Raw genomic sequence first — 18,970 nt, 5'->3', positions numbered from 1 at the left:
TTCGTCTCAACCGAGGCGCGCATTCTACGCTTTCCTCACTTGCTGTCAAGCGTTTATTTTGAAGTTTTTTGCGAGAAACTCGTTTAGCTTCAAACACTTGACTCGCTGCGATCTCTCGTAGCGGGAGGCGAATCATACAGCGTTTAGAAGCGCTGTCAACCATCATCTCAACCGCATTCGATCATTCGATCGTAGCCCTTACAGCGCCTTCCGAATCATTCAACTCATTGAATTTCAAGGAGTTTGTCGTTCCGTTGTCGCTGGAAGTGGGGCGCATTATAAGGGGATTCGAGAGGGCGTCAACCTTTAATTCAAATAAACTTTCAGGGCGCTTAAAAAGCAAAGCGGGGAGGCCTGGCGGCCTCCCCGCTATATAGCTAGACCAGCATTCCCTACAACACGCCAGCGCTGCGCAGCTGGCGCACTTCTTCCGCTCCTAGCCCTAACACCTCTTCAAGCACGACCTCGGTATGCTCACCCAACATAGGCGGCGCCAGCCGATACTCGACAGGCGTCGCCGACAAACGTATCGGGCTCGCCACCTGCGGCACATTGCCTGCCAACGCATGCGGGATACTGACCGCCAGCCCGCGAGCCAGCACTTGGGGGTCGCGGAACACCTGGGCAAGATCATTGATTGGCCCACACGGCACACCCGCTGCCTCCAGCTGGCTCACCCATTCGGCCGTGGTCTTGAACACGGTGGCCTGGCGAATCAATGGAATCAGCTCAGCCCGGTTGGCCACACGCAGCTTGTTGGTGGCAAAGCGAGGGTCAGTCGCCCATTGAGGCTGCCCGGCCACCTCGGCGAACTTGCGGAACTGGCTGTCGTTGCCCACGGTAAGAATGAAATCGCCATCCGCCGTCGGAAAGTCCTGATAAGGCACGATGTTGGGGTGCGCATTACCCAGGCGACGGGGCGCCGTGCCCGTGGTCAGGTAGTTCATTGCCTGGTTCGCCAGGCAAGCCACCTGCACATCCAGCAGCGCCATGTCGACGTGCTGACCGACCCCAGTCTGGTCACGGTGGGCGAGGGCAGCCAACATAGCCACCGTTGAGTACAGCCCGGTCAGAATGTCGGTAAGGGCGACACCCACCTTGACCGGGCCTGCGCCTTCCTCACCTTCCGGGCGCCCCGTCAGGCTCATCAGCCCACCCAGCCCCTGGATCATGAAGTCATAGCCAGCGCGCCGGGCATAAGGCCCGGTCTGCCCGAAACCGGTGATGGAGCAATAGATAAGCCGCGGATTGTCGGCCTTGAGGCTCTGGTAATCCAGCCCATAGGCCGCCAGCCCACCCACCTTGAAGTTCTCGATGACGATATCGCACTTCGCCGCCAGCTCACGCACCAGGCGCTGGCCCTCTGGCCGCGTGAAATCTATCGTCACCGACCGCTTATTGCGGTTGGCCGACAGATAATAAGCCGCCTCGCTCGTGTTCTCGCCATTGGCACCTTTAAGGAAGGGCGGCCCCCAGGCACGGGTATCGTCCCCACTGCCCGGCCGCTCGACCTTGATCACGTCAGCCCCCAGGTCGGCGAGGATCTGGCCAGACCACGGACCAGCCAACACGCGCGACAGGTCCAGCACCCGCAGATGTGATAACGCGCCCATGAACTGGCTCCTTATCAATAGAAAGCCTGGATACCGGTTTGCGCGCGGCCCAGGATCAGCGCATGCACGTCGTGCGTACCTTCATAGGTGTTGACCACCTCCAGGTTGACCAGATGACGGGCGACACCGAACTCGTCGGAAATCCCGTTACCGCCAAGCATGTCGCGCGCCATGCGTGCGATATCCAGCGCCTTGCCGCAGGAGTTGCGCTTCATGATCGAGGTAATTTCCACCGCCGCGGTGCCCTCGTCCTTCATGCGCCCAAGGCGCAGGCAGCCTTGCAGCGCCAGCGTGATCTCGGTCTGCATGTCCGCCAGCTTTTTCTGGATCAGCTGGTTTGCAGCTAGTGGGCGACCGAACTGCTGACGGTCCAGCGTGTATTGGCGGGCGGTGTGCCAGCAGGCCTCTGCAGCACCCAGCGCCCCCCAGGAAATGCCGTAACGGGCCGAATTCAGGCAAGTGAACGGACCTTTGAGGCCACGTACATCGGGGAAGATGTTCTCTTCCGGCACAAACACGTTATCCATGACGATCTCGCCAGTGATCGACGCGCGCAAACCGACCTTGCCATGAATTGCAGGCGCACTCAGGCCCTGCCAGCCCTTTTCCAGGACGAAGCCACGGATATCACCAGCGTCATCCTTGGCCCAGACCACGAATACGTCAGCGATCGGGCTGTTGGTGATCCACATTTTGCTGCCGCTCAGGCGATAACCGCCCTCGACCTTCTTGGCCCGGGTAATCATCGAGCCCGGGTCAGAGCCATGGTTAGGCTCGGTCAAACCGAAGCAACCGATCCATTCCCCACTCGCCAGCTTGGGCAAGTACTTCTGTTTCTGGGCTTCGGTACCGAATTCGTTGATCGGCACCATCACCAGCGAAGACTGAACGCTCATCATCGAACGATAGCCGGAGTCGATACGCTCCACTTCGCGAGCAATCAGCCCATAGCACACATAGTTCAAGCCGCTGCCGCCGTATTGCTCGGGGATGGTCGCACCCAGCAGGCCCACTTCCCCCATTTCGCGAAAAATCGCCGGGTCGGTCTGCTCATGACGAAACGCCTCGAGTACACGCGGGGCCAGCTTGCCCTGGGCGAACTGATACGCGCTGTCACGCACCATGCGCTCTTCTTCAGTGAGCTGCTGATCCAGCAGCAGTGGATCGATCCAGTTGAAGCTTGCTTTACCAGCCATGAGCGGAATCCTCGAGAAGGGGGCGGAGTTTTTATGTGCCTTTGAGCCTAGGACTGATTGCCCGCTGATACAAACGAGGATTGCGCACCATATAGTGATATTTTGTCACTTCGAAAATCAGAACCCCGCCACATTTGCGGCCTGACGAGTGAGGTTGACGTACATGCGACGCAAGATCCCCAGCACCTCTGCATTGGTTTGCTTCGAGGCCGCTGCGCGTCACCAGAGCTTCACCAAGGCCGCCCAGGAGCTTTCCTTGACCCAGGGCGCCGTCTGCAGACAGATTGCCAGCCTGGAAACGTTCCTTAACGTAGAGTTGTTTCGCCGCTCGCGCCGTGGTGTGAAGCTGACCGAGGCGGGCCTGTCGTACAGCCGCCAGGTTGCCGCGCAACTGGACGCAGTGGAGCGCGACACCTTGTCAGTGATGCGACAGCAGGGCGCCAGCGTGATCGAACTGGCAGTAGTACCGACATTCGGTACCCAATGGCTGCTACCGCGCCTCAAAGACTTCCAGCAGCGCCACCCGGAGGTCACCGTGAACCTCACCAACCGCACCCGGCCATTTCTGTTCGCGGACACAACATTCGATGCCGCCATCTATTTTGGTGATGGCGACTGGTCTGGCACACAGTCGCAGCGGCTGATGGGGGAAAACCCGTTACCCGTATGCAGCCCGGCACTGCTGGGCGGGCAAGGCACGCTCGAAGCACGGCACATCGCTGAGCTGCCACTGTTGCAGCAGAGCACGCGGCCGTACGCGTGGCGGCAATGGTTTGCCAGCGTGGCCATGAATGTGGAACGTGACATGACCGGCCCACGCTATGAGCTATTTTCGATGCTTGCCCAAGCGGCCATGCACGAGATGGGCGTCGCGCTGATACCACCGTTTCTGATCCAGCGCGAGTTGCAGGAGGGTAGGCTGGTAGTCGCTAACAGACACGTCCTGACTAGCGACAAGGCCTACTATCTGATGATTCCAGAACGCAAGGTGGAGTCCGCATCACTGCGCGCATTCCGTGACTGGCTGGTGAGCCAAGCGCAGGCATATGCCCAGGAACGGGATAACCTGACCCCGTAGTCAATTATTTTTAACACCTACAGATATATGTATTTGTCGCATATTCGTAAACTGTTACGTACGCACAAAAATACCCGCTAACCGTCCTGACTACGCGGCTTTGCGGGTTATTTTGCGACATCGAACAAGCCATCAGCGAACTGGCCAAAATTTTTTTGTTTTTTTCTCCTAATCTGGCAAAAGCCCGTAGTTGATGGGCTGCGACCTTATGCGTGCGACAAGCGGTCACAGGGTGACTTGTAGTTTTAACTTCGTTTCGCTCCAGAACCGGTTGAAGCCCTATGGGTTCGTCTGCAAAATGCTTCGCCCGCCCAGGATCCGGCGGGATGGCGCTCCACAGCCACCCAGCACACCATTCGCAGTGCGCTGGCTTTGACAAAAACAAAGGTCACCGCAGGAGAAATAGTCGTGCACATTGGTGTTCCTCTCGAGACGCAGACCGGTGAGACAAGGGTCGCTGCGACCCCCGAAACCATCAAGAAACTGATTGGCCAGGGCCATCAGGTCACCGTTCAACGGGGGGCAGGGCTCAACGCCGCCATTCCGGACAGTGCCTATGAGGCCGTGGGTGCTTCCCTGGGGACCGCAGCCGATGCATACGGCGCCAAACTGGTCCTGAAGGTGGTCGCGCCCAACGACCAGGAACTGGCCCTGATCAACAGCGGCAGCCTGCTGGTAGGTATGCTCAACCCCTTCAACAGCGAAATGATCGGCAAGATGGCCGAACGCGGGATCACCGCCTTCGCGCTGGAGGCCGCGCCCCGCACGTCAAGGGCGCAGAGCCTGGACGTGCTGTCGTCACAGGCGAACATCGCCGGTTACAAGGCCGTGCTGCTGGCTGCCCATCACTACCCACGCTTCATGCCCATGCTGATGACCGCCGCCGGTACGGTCAAAGCCGCCCGGGTACTGATCCTGGGTGCGGGCGTTGCCGGCCTGCAGGCCATCGCCACGGCCAAGCGCCTGGGCGCAGTGATCGAGGCGTCCGACGTACGCCCGGCGGTGAAGGAGCAGATCGAGTCGCTGGGCGCCAAGTTCATCGACGTCCCCTACGAGACCGACGAAGAACGGGCGTGCGCCGAAGGCGTCGGCGGCTATGCCCGGCCGATGCCAGCCAGTTGGATGCAACGCCAGGCCCAGGCCGTGCACGAGCGCGCCAAGCAGGCGGATATCGTCATCACCACCGCATTGATCCCTGGCCGCAAGGCACCAACCCTGCTCAGTGCCGAAACAGTGGCCCAGATGAAGCCTGGCTCGGTCGTCATCGACCTGGCCGCGGCCCAAGGCGGCAACTGCCCGCTGACCGTGGCGGACCAAGTCGTTCAGGCGCATGGCGTGACCATCGTCGGCCCTACCAACCTGCCGGCCCAGGTCGGCGCCGATGCCTCGGCGCTGTATGCGCGCAACCTGCTGGACTTCATGAAGCTGCTGTTCGACAAGGACGGCGCACTGACCATCAACCTCGAAGACGACATCGTCGCGGCCTGCCTGATGTGCCGCGATGGCCAGGTCGTCCGCAAGAACGGCTAAGGAGCACGACAATGGAAGACATGCTGATTTCCCACGGCATCTACAACCTGATCATCTTCGTGCTGGCCATTTATGTGGGCTACCACGTGGTGTGGAACGTCACCCCGGCGCTGCACACCCCACTCATGGCGGTCACCAATGCCATCTCGGCGATCGTCATCGTCGGTGCCATGCTGGCCGCCGCACTGACCGTGACCCCGGCCGGCAAACTGATGGGCACCCTGGCGGTGGCCCTGGCCGCAGTCAATGTGTTCGGTGGCTTCCTGGTCACCCGCCGCATGCTGGAAATGTTCAAGAAGAAAACCAAGAACGAGGCGCAGAAGTAAGCATGAGCATGAATCTGGTAACGCTCCTCTACCTCGTCGCCTCGGTGTGCTTCATCCAGGCGCTCAAGGGCCTGTCGCACCCGACCACCTCGCGGCGCGGCAACCTGTTCGGCATGATCGGCATGGGCATCGCCATCCTCACTACGGTTGGCCTCATCTACAAGCTCGCGGCGCTCTCCATCGGCAACGGTGGGGCTACGACCGGCATCGGTTACGTACTGGTCGGCCTGCTGGTGGGTGGTACCGCCGGTTCGATCATGGCCAAGCGGGTCGAGATGACCAAGATGCCCGAGCTGGTCGCCTTCATGCACAGCATGATCGGCCTGGCTGCGGTGTTCATCGCCATCGCCGCAGTGCTCGAACCGCAGTCGATGGGCATCGTTGCAGCCATCAGCGACCCGATCCCTACCGGTAACCGCCTGGAACTGTTCCTCGGCGCAGCCATTGGTGCCATTACCTTCTCTGGCTCGGTGATCGCTTTCGGCAAGCTGTCGGGCAAATACAAATTCCGCCTCTTCCAGGGCGCACCCGTACAGTTCGCCGGTCAGCACAAGCTCAATCTGATCCTGGGCCTGACCACCATCGCCTTGGGCCTGCTGTTCACGTTCACCGGCCATTACAGTGCCTTCACCCTGATGCTGGCCCTGGCCTTTGTCATGGGTGTGCTGATCATCATTCCGATTGGCGGCGCCGACATGCCGGTGGTTGTTTCAATGCTCAACAGCTACTCGGGTTGGGCAGCTGCGGGTATCGGCTTCTCGCTGAACAACTCGATGCTGATCATCGCGGGCTCGTTGGTGGGCTCTTCTGGCGCCATCCTTTCGTACATCATGTGCAAGGCGATGAACCGTTCGTTCTTCAACGTCATCCTCGGCGGCTTTGGTGGCGATACCGACGCGGGGGCGGCGCAAGGCTCGCAAGAGCAGCGCCCGGTCAAGTCCGGCTCGGCTGACGATGCCACCTTCCTGTTGAGCAATGCCGACAGCGTGATCATCGTTCCGGGCTATGGCCTGGCGGTGGCCCGTGCCCAGCATGCACTCAAGGAACTGACCGAAAAGCTGACCCACAACGGTGTGACCGTGAAGTACGCGATTCACCCGGTTGCGGGGCGTATGCCTGGGCACATGAACGTGCTGCTGGCCGAAGCCGAAGTCCCTTACGACCAGGTCTTCGAGATGGAAGACATCAACGCCGAGTTTGGCCAGGCCGACGTGGTACTGGTGCTGGGCGCCAACGACGTGGTCAACCCGGCGGCAAAAAACGACCCCAAGTCGCCCATTGCCGGCATGCCGATTCTCGAAGCGTTCAAGGCCAAGACCATCATCGTCAACAAGCGCTCGATGGCCAGTGGCTACGCCGGCCTGGATAACGAACTGTTCTACCTGGACAAAACCATGATGGTATTCGGTGACGCCAAGAAGGTCATCGAAGACATGGTCAAGGCAGTGGAATAGAACACGGCAGCAAACCCGCCGATATAAAGAAAGCCCCGGTAAGCATCTACCGGGGCGTTCTTTTTGTTGATCCGGATCAACGGCTCTACCGAGAGGCTTCTCATACGACCATGGTCGTGGGACGGCAATGGGCGAAATCTCTAGACTGCGCTGCAGTAGTTTCAGCAGCCCGAGATAACAATCCATGTACCGTGACCGTATCCGCTTGTCCTCTCTGCACAGCAAGGTAATGAGTGCGGCTGATGCCGCTGGTCTGATTGAGGACGGCATGACTGTCGGCATGAGCGGCTTTACCCGCGCCGGTGAGGCCAAGGCCGTCCCGCATGCACTGGCCGAACGTGCCAAACAGTCGCCACTGAAGATCAGCCTGATGACCGGCGCCAGCCTGGGCAACGACCTGGACAAGCAACTGACCGAGGCCGGTGTATTGGCCCGCCGCATGCCTTTCCAGGTAGACAGCACCCTGCGCAAGGCCATCAACGACGGCAAGGTGATGTTCATCGACCAGCACCTGTCGGAAACCGTCGAACAACTGCGCAACCAGCAATTGAAGCTGCCGGACATCGCGGTCATCGAAGCCGTGGCCATCACTGAGCAGGGCCACATCGTACCTACTACATCGGTGGGTAACTCGGCCAGTTTCGCCATCTTCGCCAAGCAGGTGATTGTCGAGATCAACCTCTCGCACAACACCAACCTCGAAGGTTTGCACGACATCTATATCCCCACCTATCGCCCGACCCGCACGCCCATTCCGCTGGTCAAGGTCGACGATCGTATCGGCAGCACCGCCATCCCGATCGACCCGGCGAAGATCGTGGGTATCGTCATCAGCGACCAACCGGACTCGCCATCTACCGTGTTGCCGCCAGATGACGAAACCCAGGGTATCGCCAACCACCTGATCAACTTCCTGAAGAAGGAAGTGGAAGCTGGCCGCATGACCAACAAGCTCGGCCCACTGCAGGCCGGCATCGGTAGCATTGCCAACGCCGTGATGTGCGGCTTGATCGAGTCGCCCTTCGAAGACCTGACCATGTACTCCGAAGTGCTGCAGGACTCGACCTTCGACCTGATCGACGCCGGCAAGCTGCGTTTTGCATCGGGCAGCTCCATCACCCTGTCGACCCGCCGCAATGCCGATGTATTCGGTAACCTCGAACGCTACAAGGACAAGCTCGTACTGCGCCCGCAGGAAATCTCCAACCATCCGGAGGTCGTGCGACGCTTGGGCATCATCGGTATCAATACCGCGCTGGAGTTCGACATCTACGGCAACGTCAATTCCACCCACGTGTGTGGCACCAGGATGATGAACGGCATCGGTGGCTCGGGTGACTTCGCCCGTAACGCCCACCTTGCTGTATTCGTTACCAAGTCGATTGCCAAAGGCGGTGCAATTTCCAGTGTGGTGCCAATGGTCAGCCATGTGGACCATACCGAACACGACGTGGACATCCTGGTCACCGAACAAGGTTTGGCCGACCTGCGTGGCCTGGCCCCGCGCGAGCGGGCACGCGTGATCATCGACAATTGTGTGCACCCAGACTACCGCGCGGCACTGAACGATTACTTCGAGCGCGCTTGCCAACGTGGCGGCCATACGCCACATATCCTGCGCGAAGCGCTGAGCTGGCACGAGAACCTGGAAGAAACCGGCCGCATGCAAGCGAGCTGATCCAGCGGCGGCCTGGAACAGCAGCCCCGCTTCTGCTGTTCCAGCCCATTCGCGTTTCACGTCCAGACACAAGAATATCCAGAACTGTACTACTGTACCTGTCCTAGGCTTCTTTCAAGCCTGCAGAACATCGCCACACACCAAAAATGCACCATAAAGATGCAGACCAGTACAGTTGCGCCTGTTTCGAGTGCAACAGAAGGGTTACACAGTTAACTGAGCCATCGTCTTTCGCATTAACTGTATCTACTGTTCTGGACAAGAGAGGAGGATCATTGGCATCAGTTAAATCACTACCTAATCCCGCCATAAGCGGAAGGATGAAGCATCATGGAACGTACCCTCAGTTCCGGTCTGGTTTTTGAAAGCAACGCCCAGCAATCCAACGCATCGCTGCCGCTGCGCGCACTGTCCACTCTGCTGCTGTGGCAGCGCCGCATGGCAAGCCGCCGTCAACTGGCTCGCCTGGACGCTCGCTTGCTGGCCGACGCTGGCATCAGCGAGTCGCAGCGTTACGAAGAGCTGAGCAAGCCTTTCTGGCGCTAAGCACCGGCTTGCCGGCTTCGGCCGGCACCGCGAATTCCTGAAACCCGTTGCAGGCAACTGCGACGGGTTTTTTTATTTGTGGCATACAGCGCTTAGCGCCGAGCGCTGGACAGGTACAGTTTTTAAATACAAAAAATTAACCAACACAGTTCCGCAGGGCCTTCTTCAGTTAACATCTGGAAACACCCGCGCGTGATACGCTTGGCTTGGCAGTCTGGTAGAAACCACTGTCATAAGTACCGCGACCAGCAATGCGAGCGTCCGATAAGCAGAACCACCCGACCCGAGTTCAGGAGTCCACGAAATGTCCCGTAAATATCTGATTGGCGCCGCTCTTATGCTGAGCCTGGCTGGCACCGCAAACGCCACCAGTTTCGTCGTCACCACCGACGCTGTAGTAGGGGCGGTAGCTGCGTCCACCGACGCCACCTCGGATGTTTCTTCGTCGTTCCGTGACGATAAAATCGTCCAGGCCGCCCGTGACGACGCTGCCAGCTTCGTAGGCAGCCAAGGCGATATCCGCGGTGCCAAGCTGGAAAGCGCGTTCCTGCACATCCGCGCACAAATGCCGAGCCTGCAGGCCAGCGACGCCGAACTGGCCCAGGCCATCCTGGCAATCTAAGCGCCGACAAGCGCCCAGGCTGTGCCGGGTGCCCCCGTACAGCCGGGCCAGCCCTCGCCACCCTTCATTCCAGTTGTCGTAGAACCCATGCGTTATCTGTTGCCGCTGCTGTTTTCCCTTGCCGGCATGGCCAGCGCCCATGCCATGGACACCACCACCCAAGGCCTGGTGATCTCGGCCTACGCCACCAGCCAGGTCACCACTGCACCCTTTGACCGCAAATTGGTGCGTGAGGCGCGTGACGATGCCGCGGCATTCGTCGCCACCCATGGCCAGATCCGCGGTGCACGGCTGGAAGCTGCCCTGGAATCATTACGCCATAATTGCGTGCGGCAGAGCGTTGGCGATCTGGAACTGGCGCAAGCAATTCTCGTCCAATGACTACATCTGACTCCCTGTAATTTTTCGGAGATGCTCCATGCGTAAACCGCTGATTGCCGCTACCCTCGGCATGCTCCTGCTGGCTGACCTGGCCCAGGCACAGACCCTGGTGGCCACCAGCAACATCATCGTGCGTGCCTTTGGCCGTTCGATCGACTTCACCTCGGACACCACGACCTCGATCCGCGACTCGAAAGTGGTACGCGAAGCCCACGACGACGCGGCCAGCTTCGTGGCCAGCAACGGAGACATCCGTGGCGCGCAGCTCGAAGCTGCCCTCACTACCCTGCGCGAGCGCGTTCCGGAAGCACGCGGCGCCAGCGACCAGGTATTGGCCGAAGCAATCCTCGCACTGTGAAGCCCGTGCGTGCCTGGCTGCTCGGCTGCGCCCTGACGCTGCTCGGCACGCCCGCCCTGGCCGGCCTGCAGCTCGAGCTGCAGTCGTCCGGCCTCGACCCACAGCAGACCCAAGCCAGCCAGGCCCTGCTTGACGAGGCCATGGCCAAGCTGCCCCCACGCTTCAAGCAGCAACTCGACCGCCGCGTGCAGGTCAGCTGGAGCGACAACATGCCAGCCGACGCCTATGGGCAGGCCACACTGGTGTCCACGCTTCAGCTCAACCGTCGCCTGCTGCCCGCGCTCACCGATGGCAGTGCCGCCATTGAGCGCACCAACCGCCCTCATGGCACCGTGCGACAAGAGCTACTGGCCACTGTCCTGCACGAGCTCAGCCATATCTACGACCGTGCGCGCCTATGGCCCAGCCGTGAAAGATCGCTGATTGCCCGCTGTAAACGCCAACAGGGCACCGTGGGCAAAATCGGCCTGCCTGAGGAATGCCGCGGCCAGGCTGAGCGCCGCTTCACCCTGAGCGATGACCCACGCCTGCTTGACCTGGCCGGCTGGCCGCAATACGTGGGCCGCCGGGGTGAGCGTGAGCAGCACAACGGCCAGTTCGTGCGCAGCCCCGACAGCTATGAACTCAGCAGCCCCAAGGAATACCTCGCGGTAAACATGGAGTACTTCCTCCTGGACCCGAGCTACGGTTGCCGCCGCCCGGCGCTCAACCAGTACCTGCATGAGCATTTCGGCTGGGCACCGCCACAGAACACTTGCGCCAAAGGCTTGCCATTCATCAATGCCGGTAGCGACTTCGCCCGCCAGCCACTGGGCGAAATCGACCCCGAACGGGTTTATGAAGTGGACTACCTGCTGGCCGAAGCCAACCAGAACCTGGTCAGCCGCTGGGGCCACAGCATGCTGCGCCTGGTCATCTGCAAACCCGGCCGCCCCCGCGGGCCAGACTGCCGCCTCGACCTGGACCAGAGCCTGGTACTGTCGTACCGCGCGTTCGTCAACGATGTGCAGCTATCGAGCTGGGACGGCCTGGTCGGCGTCTATCCATCGCGCTTGTTCGTGCTGCCGCTGGGCCAGGTCATCGACGAATACACCAAGACAGAGCTGCGCAGCCTGGCCTCGGTGCCCTTGAAGCTGAACCGCGAAGAGGTTGAAAACCTGGTGCGCCAGGCTGCCGAAATGCACTGGAGCTACGACGGCAACTACTGGTTCCTGTCCAACAACTGTGCCGTAGAGTCACTGAAGTTGCTGCGCAGCGGCACCGCCAACCCGCAATTGAATGACCTGGACAGCATCATGCCCAACGGTTTGCTGGCCGTGCTCAAGGGCAGGGGGCTGGCCGACACGAGCGTGCTCGACAACCCCCGCGAGGCGCTGCGCCTGGGCTACCGCTTCGACTCCTACCGCGAGCGGTACCAGGCCATGTTCGAGGTGCTGCGCAAGCAATTGCCGATCAAGCAGCAACTGGTAGAAGACTGGCTGGCCTTGAGCGCCGAGCAACGTCGCCCCTGGTTCGCCCAGGCCGACCTGCGCACCAGCGCTGCGCTGCTGCTGCTGGAGCAGGCCAGCCTGCGCCGGCAACTGTTGCTGGCCCAGGACGAGGTCAAGCAGCGCTACCTGAATGCCGCAGCGTTGAAAGATGGCAGCGTCAACAAGGCCGATGCCACCCTCAAGCAAATGCTTGCCAACAGCGGCTTCCTCAGCCGCCCGGCAGAATTGCTCGACAGCAAAGGCTATGGACTGCCGCAGCCCGAAGAACGCGAACGCCTGGAGCGGGAGAGCAAGGAACGGCAGGCCAGGTTGCTGCGCCTGAGTACCAACCTGGACAAGGAGGTGAGGGCGCTGCTGGACCCTTCGCGGGCCAGGGAAATTTCTGCGGTAGAGGCCAATGTGAAGCAGATAGGCGAGCATTTGCGGGCACTGCACAAGGCTGCAGGTGGCCTGCAGTTGTAATTGCGCCTATCCGCGGCGAGCCGGCTTCCGCCTAGTGGAGTTGGCTTGCCAGCGGCATGACCCGCAGCACGAGCACAGCATCTTAAAGGCGTTCCCCGTGCTCCCCCGGCAAATCCTCATCAAGGTGCAGCCAAGGCAACCGGCTGCCTACCCAGATATGGCGGTTGGCGCGCAAGCCCTCCGGGTGGTCGAGGGTGGCTACGGTCACATCGATGGTCTCGGGACTGTGCGTGGTCACCAGCGCCACATGGGCCCCACACCGCCCACAAAAGTAACGGCTGCAACTGGGCGGGGCCACGTAGCAGTTCGGCTTACCCGTTAACCAATGGAAATCCGAGCGGGGTAGGGTGAGCCAGGTCACGACCAGCCCACCACTTACCCGCCGACAGATCGTGCAGTGGCAGTGGGCGATGTCCGTCAGGTCACCCGCCAGCCGATACCGCAACGCGCCGCAATGGCAGCCACCCTCGGTCACATGCTGCATCATCTACCTCTCGTCGCCTTTGCATCAGCGAAAGCTGGCTGAAAGCTTGTGCTCATAGGATAGCCCCCACCACCGGCACAAGACCGGTCAGCCAGGGCACCCGGTAACAACCGCGCCCGGCCCAATCAACAACAACAATGGTGATCCTGATGTATTCCTGTGCCCGCCTTCGCGCAATCTCCCTCCGCATGCTCCCCGTGCAGCGCCAAACGCGCTGACCCGCCCGAATCGACGTTCCTTTCGTAGCGCCACGCCTGGAGTATTGCCATGCTGACCTTCCTCGGCTTTGCCATGGTCATCACCTTCATGTACCTGATCATGACCAAGCGCCTGTCGGCCTTGATCGCGCTGATCCTGGTACCGATCCTGTTCGCCGTGTTCGGCGGTTTTTCCGCCAAGATCGGCCCGATGATGCTTGAGGGCATCAGCAAGCTCGCGCCTACCGGCGTGATGCTGATGTTCGCAATCCTGTATTTCGCCCTGATGATCGACTCCGGCCTGTTCGACCCGGCCGTGCGCAAGATCCTCAAGCTGGTCAAGGGCGACCCGCTGAAAGTCTCGGTGGGTACCGCCGTACTGGCCCTGGTGGTTTCGCTCGATGGTGATGGCGCCACCACTTACATGATTTGCTGCGCCGCCATGCTGCCGATGTACAGCCGCCTGGGGATGAGCCCGCGAATCATGGCCGGCCTGACCATTCTGGCCGGCGGCGTGATGAACATGACCCCTTGGGGCGGCCCGACCGCACGTGCCGCCAGCGCCCTGCACGTGGACCCCTCGGACATTTTCGTGCCGATGATCCCGGCCATGTTGTTCGGCGTACTGGCCATCCTGGCCATTGCCTACCTGTACGGCAAGCGTGAGCGTGCCCGCCTGGGTGAACTGCACCTGCCAACCGATGACACCGACCATAGCGATATCACCGTTTCGCAATTCCCTGAGGCCCGCCGCCCCAAGCTGCTGTACTTCAATGGCGCGCTGACTGCCGCCCTGATGGTCGCGCTGATCGCCGGTATCCTGCCGCTGCCGGTGCTGTTCATGATCGCCTTCAGCATTGCCATGATCGTCAACTACCCCTGCCTGCAACAGCAGAAAGACCGCATCGCCGCCCATGCCGGCAGCGTGCTGGCAGTCACCGGGCTGATCTTCGCCGCGGGCATCTTCACGGGCATTCTGTCGGGCACCGGCATGGTCGATGCCATGTCCAAGAGCCTGCTGGCAGTCATCCCTGAAGCGATGGGCCCCTACATGGCAGTGATCACCGCAATCGTGAGCATGCCGTTCACCTTCTTCATGTCCAACGACGCGTTCTACTACGGGGTTTTGCCAGTGTTGGCCGAGGCCGCCAGCCACTACGGCATCAGCCCGGTTGAAATGGCCCGCGCATCGATCGTCGGCCAGCCGGTACACCTGCTCAGCCCACTGGTACCCTCGACCTACCTGCTGGTAGCCCTGGCCGGTATCGAGTTTGGCGATCACCAGCGCTTCACGCTCAAGTGGGCAGTGCTGGTGTGCCTGTGCATAATGTTCGCCGCGCTGCTGATGGGCATTTTCCCGCTGTTCAGTAGTCTTTAATAAACGCGTATTACCCCACCGCGACGCGCCCTGCAGGGCGCGTCGCCTTTACCGCTCGAAGGAAACAACATGGAATGGCTGACCAGCCCGGAAATCTGGGTTGCCTTTTTTACCCTCACCGCGCTTGAGATCGTCCTCGGGATCGACAACATCATCATGATCTCGATCCTGGTCAGCCGCATGCCCAAGCACATGCAGCCGCGCACCCGGATCTTCGGCCTGGCCCTGGCCATGGTCACCCGCATCATGCTGCTGTTGTCGATCACCTGGGTCATGCGCCTTACCGCCGACCTGTTCGTGGTGCTCGGCCAAGGCATCTCCGGGCGTGACCTGATCCTGTTCTTCGGCGGCCTGTTCCTGCTGTGGAAAAGCTCGCAAGAGATCTACCACGGCCTGGAAGGTGAGGACGAAAACGATGAAGCGCCCAAAGGCGCAGGTGGCAAGTTCTTCTACACCATCATTCAGATTGCCATCATCGACATCGTGTTCTCGCTGGACTCGGTGATCACCGCAGTAGGCATGGTGTCCCACGTGCCAGTGATGATCGCTGCCATCGTCGTGGCCGTACTGGTGATGATGCTGTGCGCCGGCGCCATCAGCAACTTCATCGACAAGCACCCATCGCTGAAGATGCTCGCACTGTCGTTCCTGATCGTGGTCGGTACCGTACTGATCGCCGAAGCGTTCGACGTGCACGTGCCCAAAGGCTACGTCTACTTCGCCATGGCCTTCTCGCTGGCGGTAGAGGCCATCAACATTCGCATGCGCACTGCCCTGGCCCGCAAGGACGGCAAAGAGCATGACCCAGTGAAACTGCGCAAGGACATTCCGGGTCAGTAACAGCGGAACGTGCAGGACAGCGGGGGCCCTACGGGGCCCCTTTTTCATTTTTGAATGGCTGCTACGTGGCGCCTGCAAGACCGGCAATGATTCATTCACGGTATGTTTCAAATTGATGACTACCGTGCGAAGCTGGCAAGCACTGCGCAAAACAGCTAAAGCTTTGAGTGAGCAATGAAAACCTATTCGAACGCTCACGTTTCTTCCCTTGGCCCCATGGGCCTGTGCTTCAGGGGGCCTTCGCCATGCTGACCCTGCTCAACCTGCTCTCGGCCGTAACGCTACTGGTCTGGGGCACCCATATCGTGCGCACCGGCATCCTTCGGGTATTCGGCTCGAATCTGCGGCGCATCATTGGCCAGAACATGAACAAGCGCCCGCTGGCATTCATTGCCGGCATTCTGGTCACTGCCATGGTGCAAAGCAGCAACGCCACGGCCATGCTGGTCACCTCGTTCGTCGGCCAGGGCCTGATGGCCATGACCCCCGCCTTGGCAATCATGCTCGGCGCCGATGTCGGCACTGCGCTGATGGCCCGGGTACTCACGTTCGACCTATCCTGGCTGTCGCCGCTGTTGATCTTCCTCGGCGTCATCTTCTTCCTTTCGCGCAAACAGACGCGGGCTGGCCAATTGGGCAGGGTGGGTATCGGGCTGGGCCTGATCATCCTGGCGCTGGAGCTGATCGTACAGGCCGCCGCGCCCATCACCCATGCCCAGGGCGTGAAGGTGCTGTTCGCCTCGCTGACGGGCGACATCATGCTCGATGCCCTGGTCGGGGCGATGTTCGCCATGGTCTCTTATTCCAGCCTGGCGGCCGTTCTGCTCACGGCGACCCTGGCGGGTGCCGAGGTCATCAGCCTGCCGGTGGCCATTGGCCTGGTAGTCGGCGCCAACATCGGCAGTGGCCTGCTGGCGTTCATCAGCACCAGCATGCAGAACGCCGCCGGCCGCCGGGTGGCCTTGGGCAGCCTGCTGTACAAGCTGATCGGCCTGGTGTTGATCATTCCCGTACTGCACCCGCTGGTAGGCTGGATGGACTCGCTGAGCTTCAGCCCGCAAGAGCTGGTCATCGGCTTCCACCTGCTCTACAACACCTCCCGTTGCTTGCTGATGCTACCCACGGTCAACCCCATGGGTCGGTTGTGCAATGTGCTGCTGCCCGAGCGGGAACACAGCAACGGCCAGATCCGTGCGCGCCACCTCGACGCGTCCGCACTGGAGACCCCCAGCCTGGCCCTTGCCAATGCCGCACGGGAAACCCTGCGCCTGGGCGACATCGTCGACAGCCTGCTCGAAGCCATGCTGGGGGCCCTGCGGGGCACCCAGACGGCGCTGCCCCAGCAGGTACGCGCCCTGGGCGAAGATGCCGACGCCCTGTACAGCGCGATCAAGCTGTACCTGGCGCAGATGACACGCGAGGACCTCAGCGAGCAAGACAACCGTCGCTGGGCGGAAATCATCGAAGTGGCTATCAACCTCAAGCTGGCCTGCGACCTCATCGAGCGCATGCTGCGCAAGGTCCAGCAGCAGAAGACCAGCCAGCGCCGTGAGTTTTCCCAGGTCGGCCTGGAAGAACTGACCGGCCTGCAGGAACAATTGCTGGCCAACCTGCGCCTGGGCTTGTCGGTGTTCCTCAGCGCCGACCCGGAAAGCGCCCGCTTGCTGCTGCGTGAAAAACGCCGGTTCCGGGCCCAGGAGCGGCGCCTGGCCCACGCCCACGTCAGCCGCCTGCAGCGCAAAGTCATGCAAAGCCTCGAGACCAGTTCGCTACACTTGGAGCTGATCGCCGACATGAAGCGTTTGAACTCTTTGTTCTGTAGCAGTGCCTATGTGGTACTGGGCGGCTCGGACACCGGCGGGTTGATGCTCGACAGTGTGCCAGACGAAGCCAGCCATGATTCTGCCTAGCTGAGGACCCTAGCTCGCCCATGCGTTGCCTGATGTTCGTTTGCATCCTGATCTGCAGCCTGCCCACTTTCGCCCTCGACCGGTCGCGGGTGGAAGGCTACCTGTTGCCCAACGGCCTGCAGGTGATTCTGAAAAATGGCTACGAGCGTGACCATGTGGCGATACGCCTGGTGGTCGGGGTTGGGCTGGATGATTTCGATTGCGAGCAGAAAGAGCTGCCCCACCTGCTTGAGCACCTGCTGTTCAGCGGCATCGATGAAACCGGCGAAGGCGGCCTGGAAGAGCGCCTGCAGGCGCTGGGCGGGGAATGGAACGCCTTTACCAGCAGTGCCGATACCACTTTCGTCATCGAAGCACCGGCGCGCAACCAGCGCAAGGTACTCGACCTGTTGCTGGCGGTCATCCGCGATACCCACATCGATGCCAAGGCCCTGGCCACCGCCAAACGCATCATCGAACGCGAGGATGGCGGCCACTACGGTCACCTGCAGCGCTGGCTCGACCGCCAGGACATCGGCCACCCCGCCAGCGACCAACTGGCCACCGAGCTGGGCCTGAAGTGCCCAGAGCGCTCCAACGTCGACGACATGACCCTGGAACAAGTACAGGCCCTGCGCGACCGCTGGTACGCCGCCAACAACATGACCCTGATCATGGTCGGCGGCCTGGACCGCCTGTTGCCGGCCTATCTGGAACGCTCGTTTGGCGAGCTGCCGGCCACCGAGCCGGAAGAGCGCCGCAACCTGGAGAGCATCACCCAGCAGGCCGAACAGCGTCGCGATCTGACCCGTGGCTGGCTCGGTGACGGCGTGAAACTGCACTGGCTCTTCATCGAGCCGATACTGGACAACGACCACCAGGCCACCCTTGACCTGCTGGCACGCTACCTGGACTGGGCCATCTACGACCAGCTGCGCCTGCGCAATGGCTTGTCGTACGGGCCCTCGGTGCAGCGCGAAAGTTTTGGTGACACCGGCCTGCTGAGCGTCAATGCCGACCTGGAGCGCGATGACATCGACAAAGCCGTAGCGGTTATGCAGCGGTTGTTCAAGCACCTGCGCAAAGAGGGGCTGGACCCGGATACGTTCGCCCGCATCAAGGATGCCAGCGTCGCCAAGGAAAGCTGGAGCACCCAAGGCAACAGTGCGTTGGCCGACTATTACTGGGGAGCGCTGAACGACTACACCGACGGCCGCTTCACCAACCCGGTGCGCAAACTGCGCCAGGTCACCCTGGAGCAGGCCAACCAGGCGTTGCGGGAATTGCTCAAGGAAGACGGCTACATACGCATTGAAAAGCCGCTGCTCGGTTATGACGAATTCTATGGGCTGGGTGCCCTGTTGGTAGGGCTGATCGTGGCCGCGGGGCTGTTGCGCTGGCGGCGGCATGGCCCACAGCGGCCGAGCGGTGCTACACGCCGGGCGTGA

At 61.0% G+C, this 18,970-nt stretch carries 17 protein-coding genes; 14 read left to right on the top strand and 3 right to left on the bottom strand.

Annotation, left to right across the window (positions count from 1 at the left end; all coding sequences use genetic code 11):
• Positions 1-392 precede the first annotated feature (392 nt).
• On the bottom strand, positions 393-1,613 hold the full coding sequence (locus tag K4A76_RS00600) for a CaiB/BaiF CoA transferase family protein (RefSeq protein WP_274411326.1): 1,221 nt from the start codon (positions 1,611-1,613) through the stop codon (positions 393-395).
• A 14-nt stretch (positions 1,614-1,627) separates the two neighbouring features.
• Positions 1,628-2,809: an acyl-CoA dehydrogenase gene (locus K4A76_RS00595; RefSeq protein ID WP_054904519.1), complete on the bottom strand. Its 1,182-nt coding sequence runs from the start codon at positions 2,807-2,809 to the stop codon at positions 1,628-1,630.
• Positions 2,810-2,972: 163 nt separating this feature from the next.
• Here K4A76_RS00595 and K4A76_RS00590 point away from each other — a divergent pair, with 163 nt between their 5' ends.
• From K4A76_RS00590 to K4A76_RS00545, 10 genes are all read left to right on the top strand, one after another.
• A complete protein-coding gene (locus K4A76_RS00590) occupies positions 2,973-3,887 on the top strand; it encodes a LysR family transcriptional regulator (RefSeq protein ID WP_054904518.1) in 915 nt (304 codons plus the stop codon).
• A gap of 408 nt (positions 3,888-4,295) precedes the next feature.
• The gene (locus K4A76_RS00585; RefSeq protein ID WP_274411325.1) at positions 4,296-5,417 is read left to right on the top strand and encodes a Re/Si-specific NAD(P)(+) transhydrogenase subunit alpha; all 1,122 of its coding nucleotides are present in this window, start codon (positions 4,296-4,298) and stop codon (positions 5,415-5,417) included.
• Positions 5,418-5,428: 11 nt separating this feature from the next.
• Positions 5,429-5,743: an NAD(P) transhydrogenase subunit alpha gene (locus K4A76_RS00580; RefSeq protein WP_003256966.1), complete on the top strand. Its 315-nt coding sequence runs from the start codon at positions 5,429-5,431 to the stop codon at positions 5,741-5,743.
• Positions 5,744-5,745: 2 nt separating this feature from the next.
• Complete coding sequence (locus K4A76_RS00575) at positions 5,746-7,197, top strand: NAD(P)(+) transhydrogenase (Re/Si-specific) subunit beta (protein WP_009683557.1); 1,452 nt, start codon at positions 5,746-5,748, stop codon at positions 7,195-7,197.
• Between the two features lie 184 nt (positions 7,198-7,381).
• A complete protein-coding gene (locus K4A76_RS00570) occupies positions 7,382-8,875 on the top strand; it encodes an acetyl-CoA hydrolase/transferase family protein (protein ID WP_029885367.1) in 1,494 nt (497 codons plus the stop codon).
• 330 nt (positions 8,876-9,205) lie between these two features.
• Entirely contained in the window at positions 9,206-9,421 is a 216-nt protein-coding gene (locus tag K4A76_RS00565) for a DUF1127 domain-containing protein (protein WP_003256968.1), read from the top strand.
• Positions 9,422-9,725: 304 nt separating this feature from the next.
• Entirely contained in the window at positions 9,726-10,043 is a 318-nt protein-coding gene (locus K4A76_RS00560; protein WP_054913238.1) for a DUF2388 domain-containing protein, read from the top strand.
• A gap of 87 nt (positions 10,044-10,130) precedes the next feature.
• Positions 10,131-10,424, top strand: a complete 294-nt coding sequence (locus K4A76_RS00555) for a DUF2388 domain-containing protein (RefSeq protein WP_274411324.1) — start codon at positions 10,131-10,133, stop codon at positions 10,422-10,424.
• Between the two features lie 37 nt (positions 10,425-10,461).
• On the top strand, positions 10,462-10,782 hold the full coding sequence (locus K4A76_RS00550) for a DUF2388 domain-containing protein (RefSeq protein ID WP_009683561.1): 321 nt from the start codon (positions 10,462-10,464) through the stop codon (positions 10,780-10,782).
• On the top strand, positions 10,779-12,734 hold the full coding sequence (locus K4A76_RS00545; protein WP_274411323.1) for a DUF7844 domain-containing protein: 1,956 nt from the start codon (positions 10,779-10,781) through the stop codon (positions 12,732-12,734). Before K4A76_RS00550 ends, K4A76_RS00545 begins: the two co-directional genes overlap by 4 nt.
• An 82-nt stretch (positions 12,735-12,816) precedes the next feature.
• Here K4A76_RS00545 and K4A76_RS00540 read toward each other — a convergent pair whose 3' ends face one another.
• Positions 12,817-13,218, bottom strand: coding sequence for a GFA family protein (locus tag K4A76_RS00540; protein WP_274412325.1), 402 nt, complete (start codon positions 13,216-13,218; stop codon positions 12,817-12,819).
• Positions 13,219-13,485: 267 nt separating this feature from the next.
• Between K4A76_RS00540 and K4A76_RS00535 the strand changes: the two genes are divergently transcribed.
• From K4A76_RS00535 to K4A76_RS00520, 4 genes are all read left to right on the top strand, one after another.
• Positions 13,486-14,793: a CitMHS family transporter gene (locus tag K4A76_RS00535; protein WP_009683564.1), complete on the top strand. Its 1,308-nt coding sequence runs from the start codon at positions 13,486-13,488 to the stop codon at positions 14,791-14,793.
• Between the two features lie 69 nt (positions 14,794-14,862).
• A complete protein-coding gene (locus K4A76_RS00530) occupies positions 14,863-15,633 on the top strand; it encodes a TerC family protein (RefSeq protein WP_029885361.1) in 771 nt (256 codons plus the stop codon).
• A 245-nt stretch (positions 15,634-15,878) separates the two neighbouring features.
• Complete coding sequence (locus tag K4A76_RS00525; RefSeq protein ID WP_009683566.1) at positions 15,879-17,543, top strand: Na/Pi cotransporter family protein; 1,665 nt, start codon at positions 15,879-15,881, stop codon at positions 17,541-17,543.
• A gap of 20 nt (positions 17,544-17,563) precedes the next feature.
• Entirely contained in the window at positions 17,564-18,970 is a 1,407-nt protein-coding gene (locus K4A76_RS00520; RefSeq protein WP_274411322.1) for a M16 family metallopeptidase, read from the top strand.

The sequence above is a fragment of the Pseudomonas sp. NEEL19 genome, from assembly GCF_028751975.1.
GTDB classification, from domain to species: Bacteria; Pseudomonadota; Gammaproteobacteria; order Pseudomonadales; family Pseudomonadaceae; genus Aquipseudomonas; species Aquipseudomonas juntendi.
This window is presented reverse-complemented; position numbering and strand designations above follow the sequence as displayed.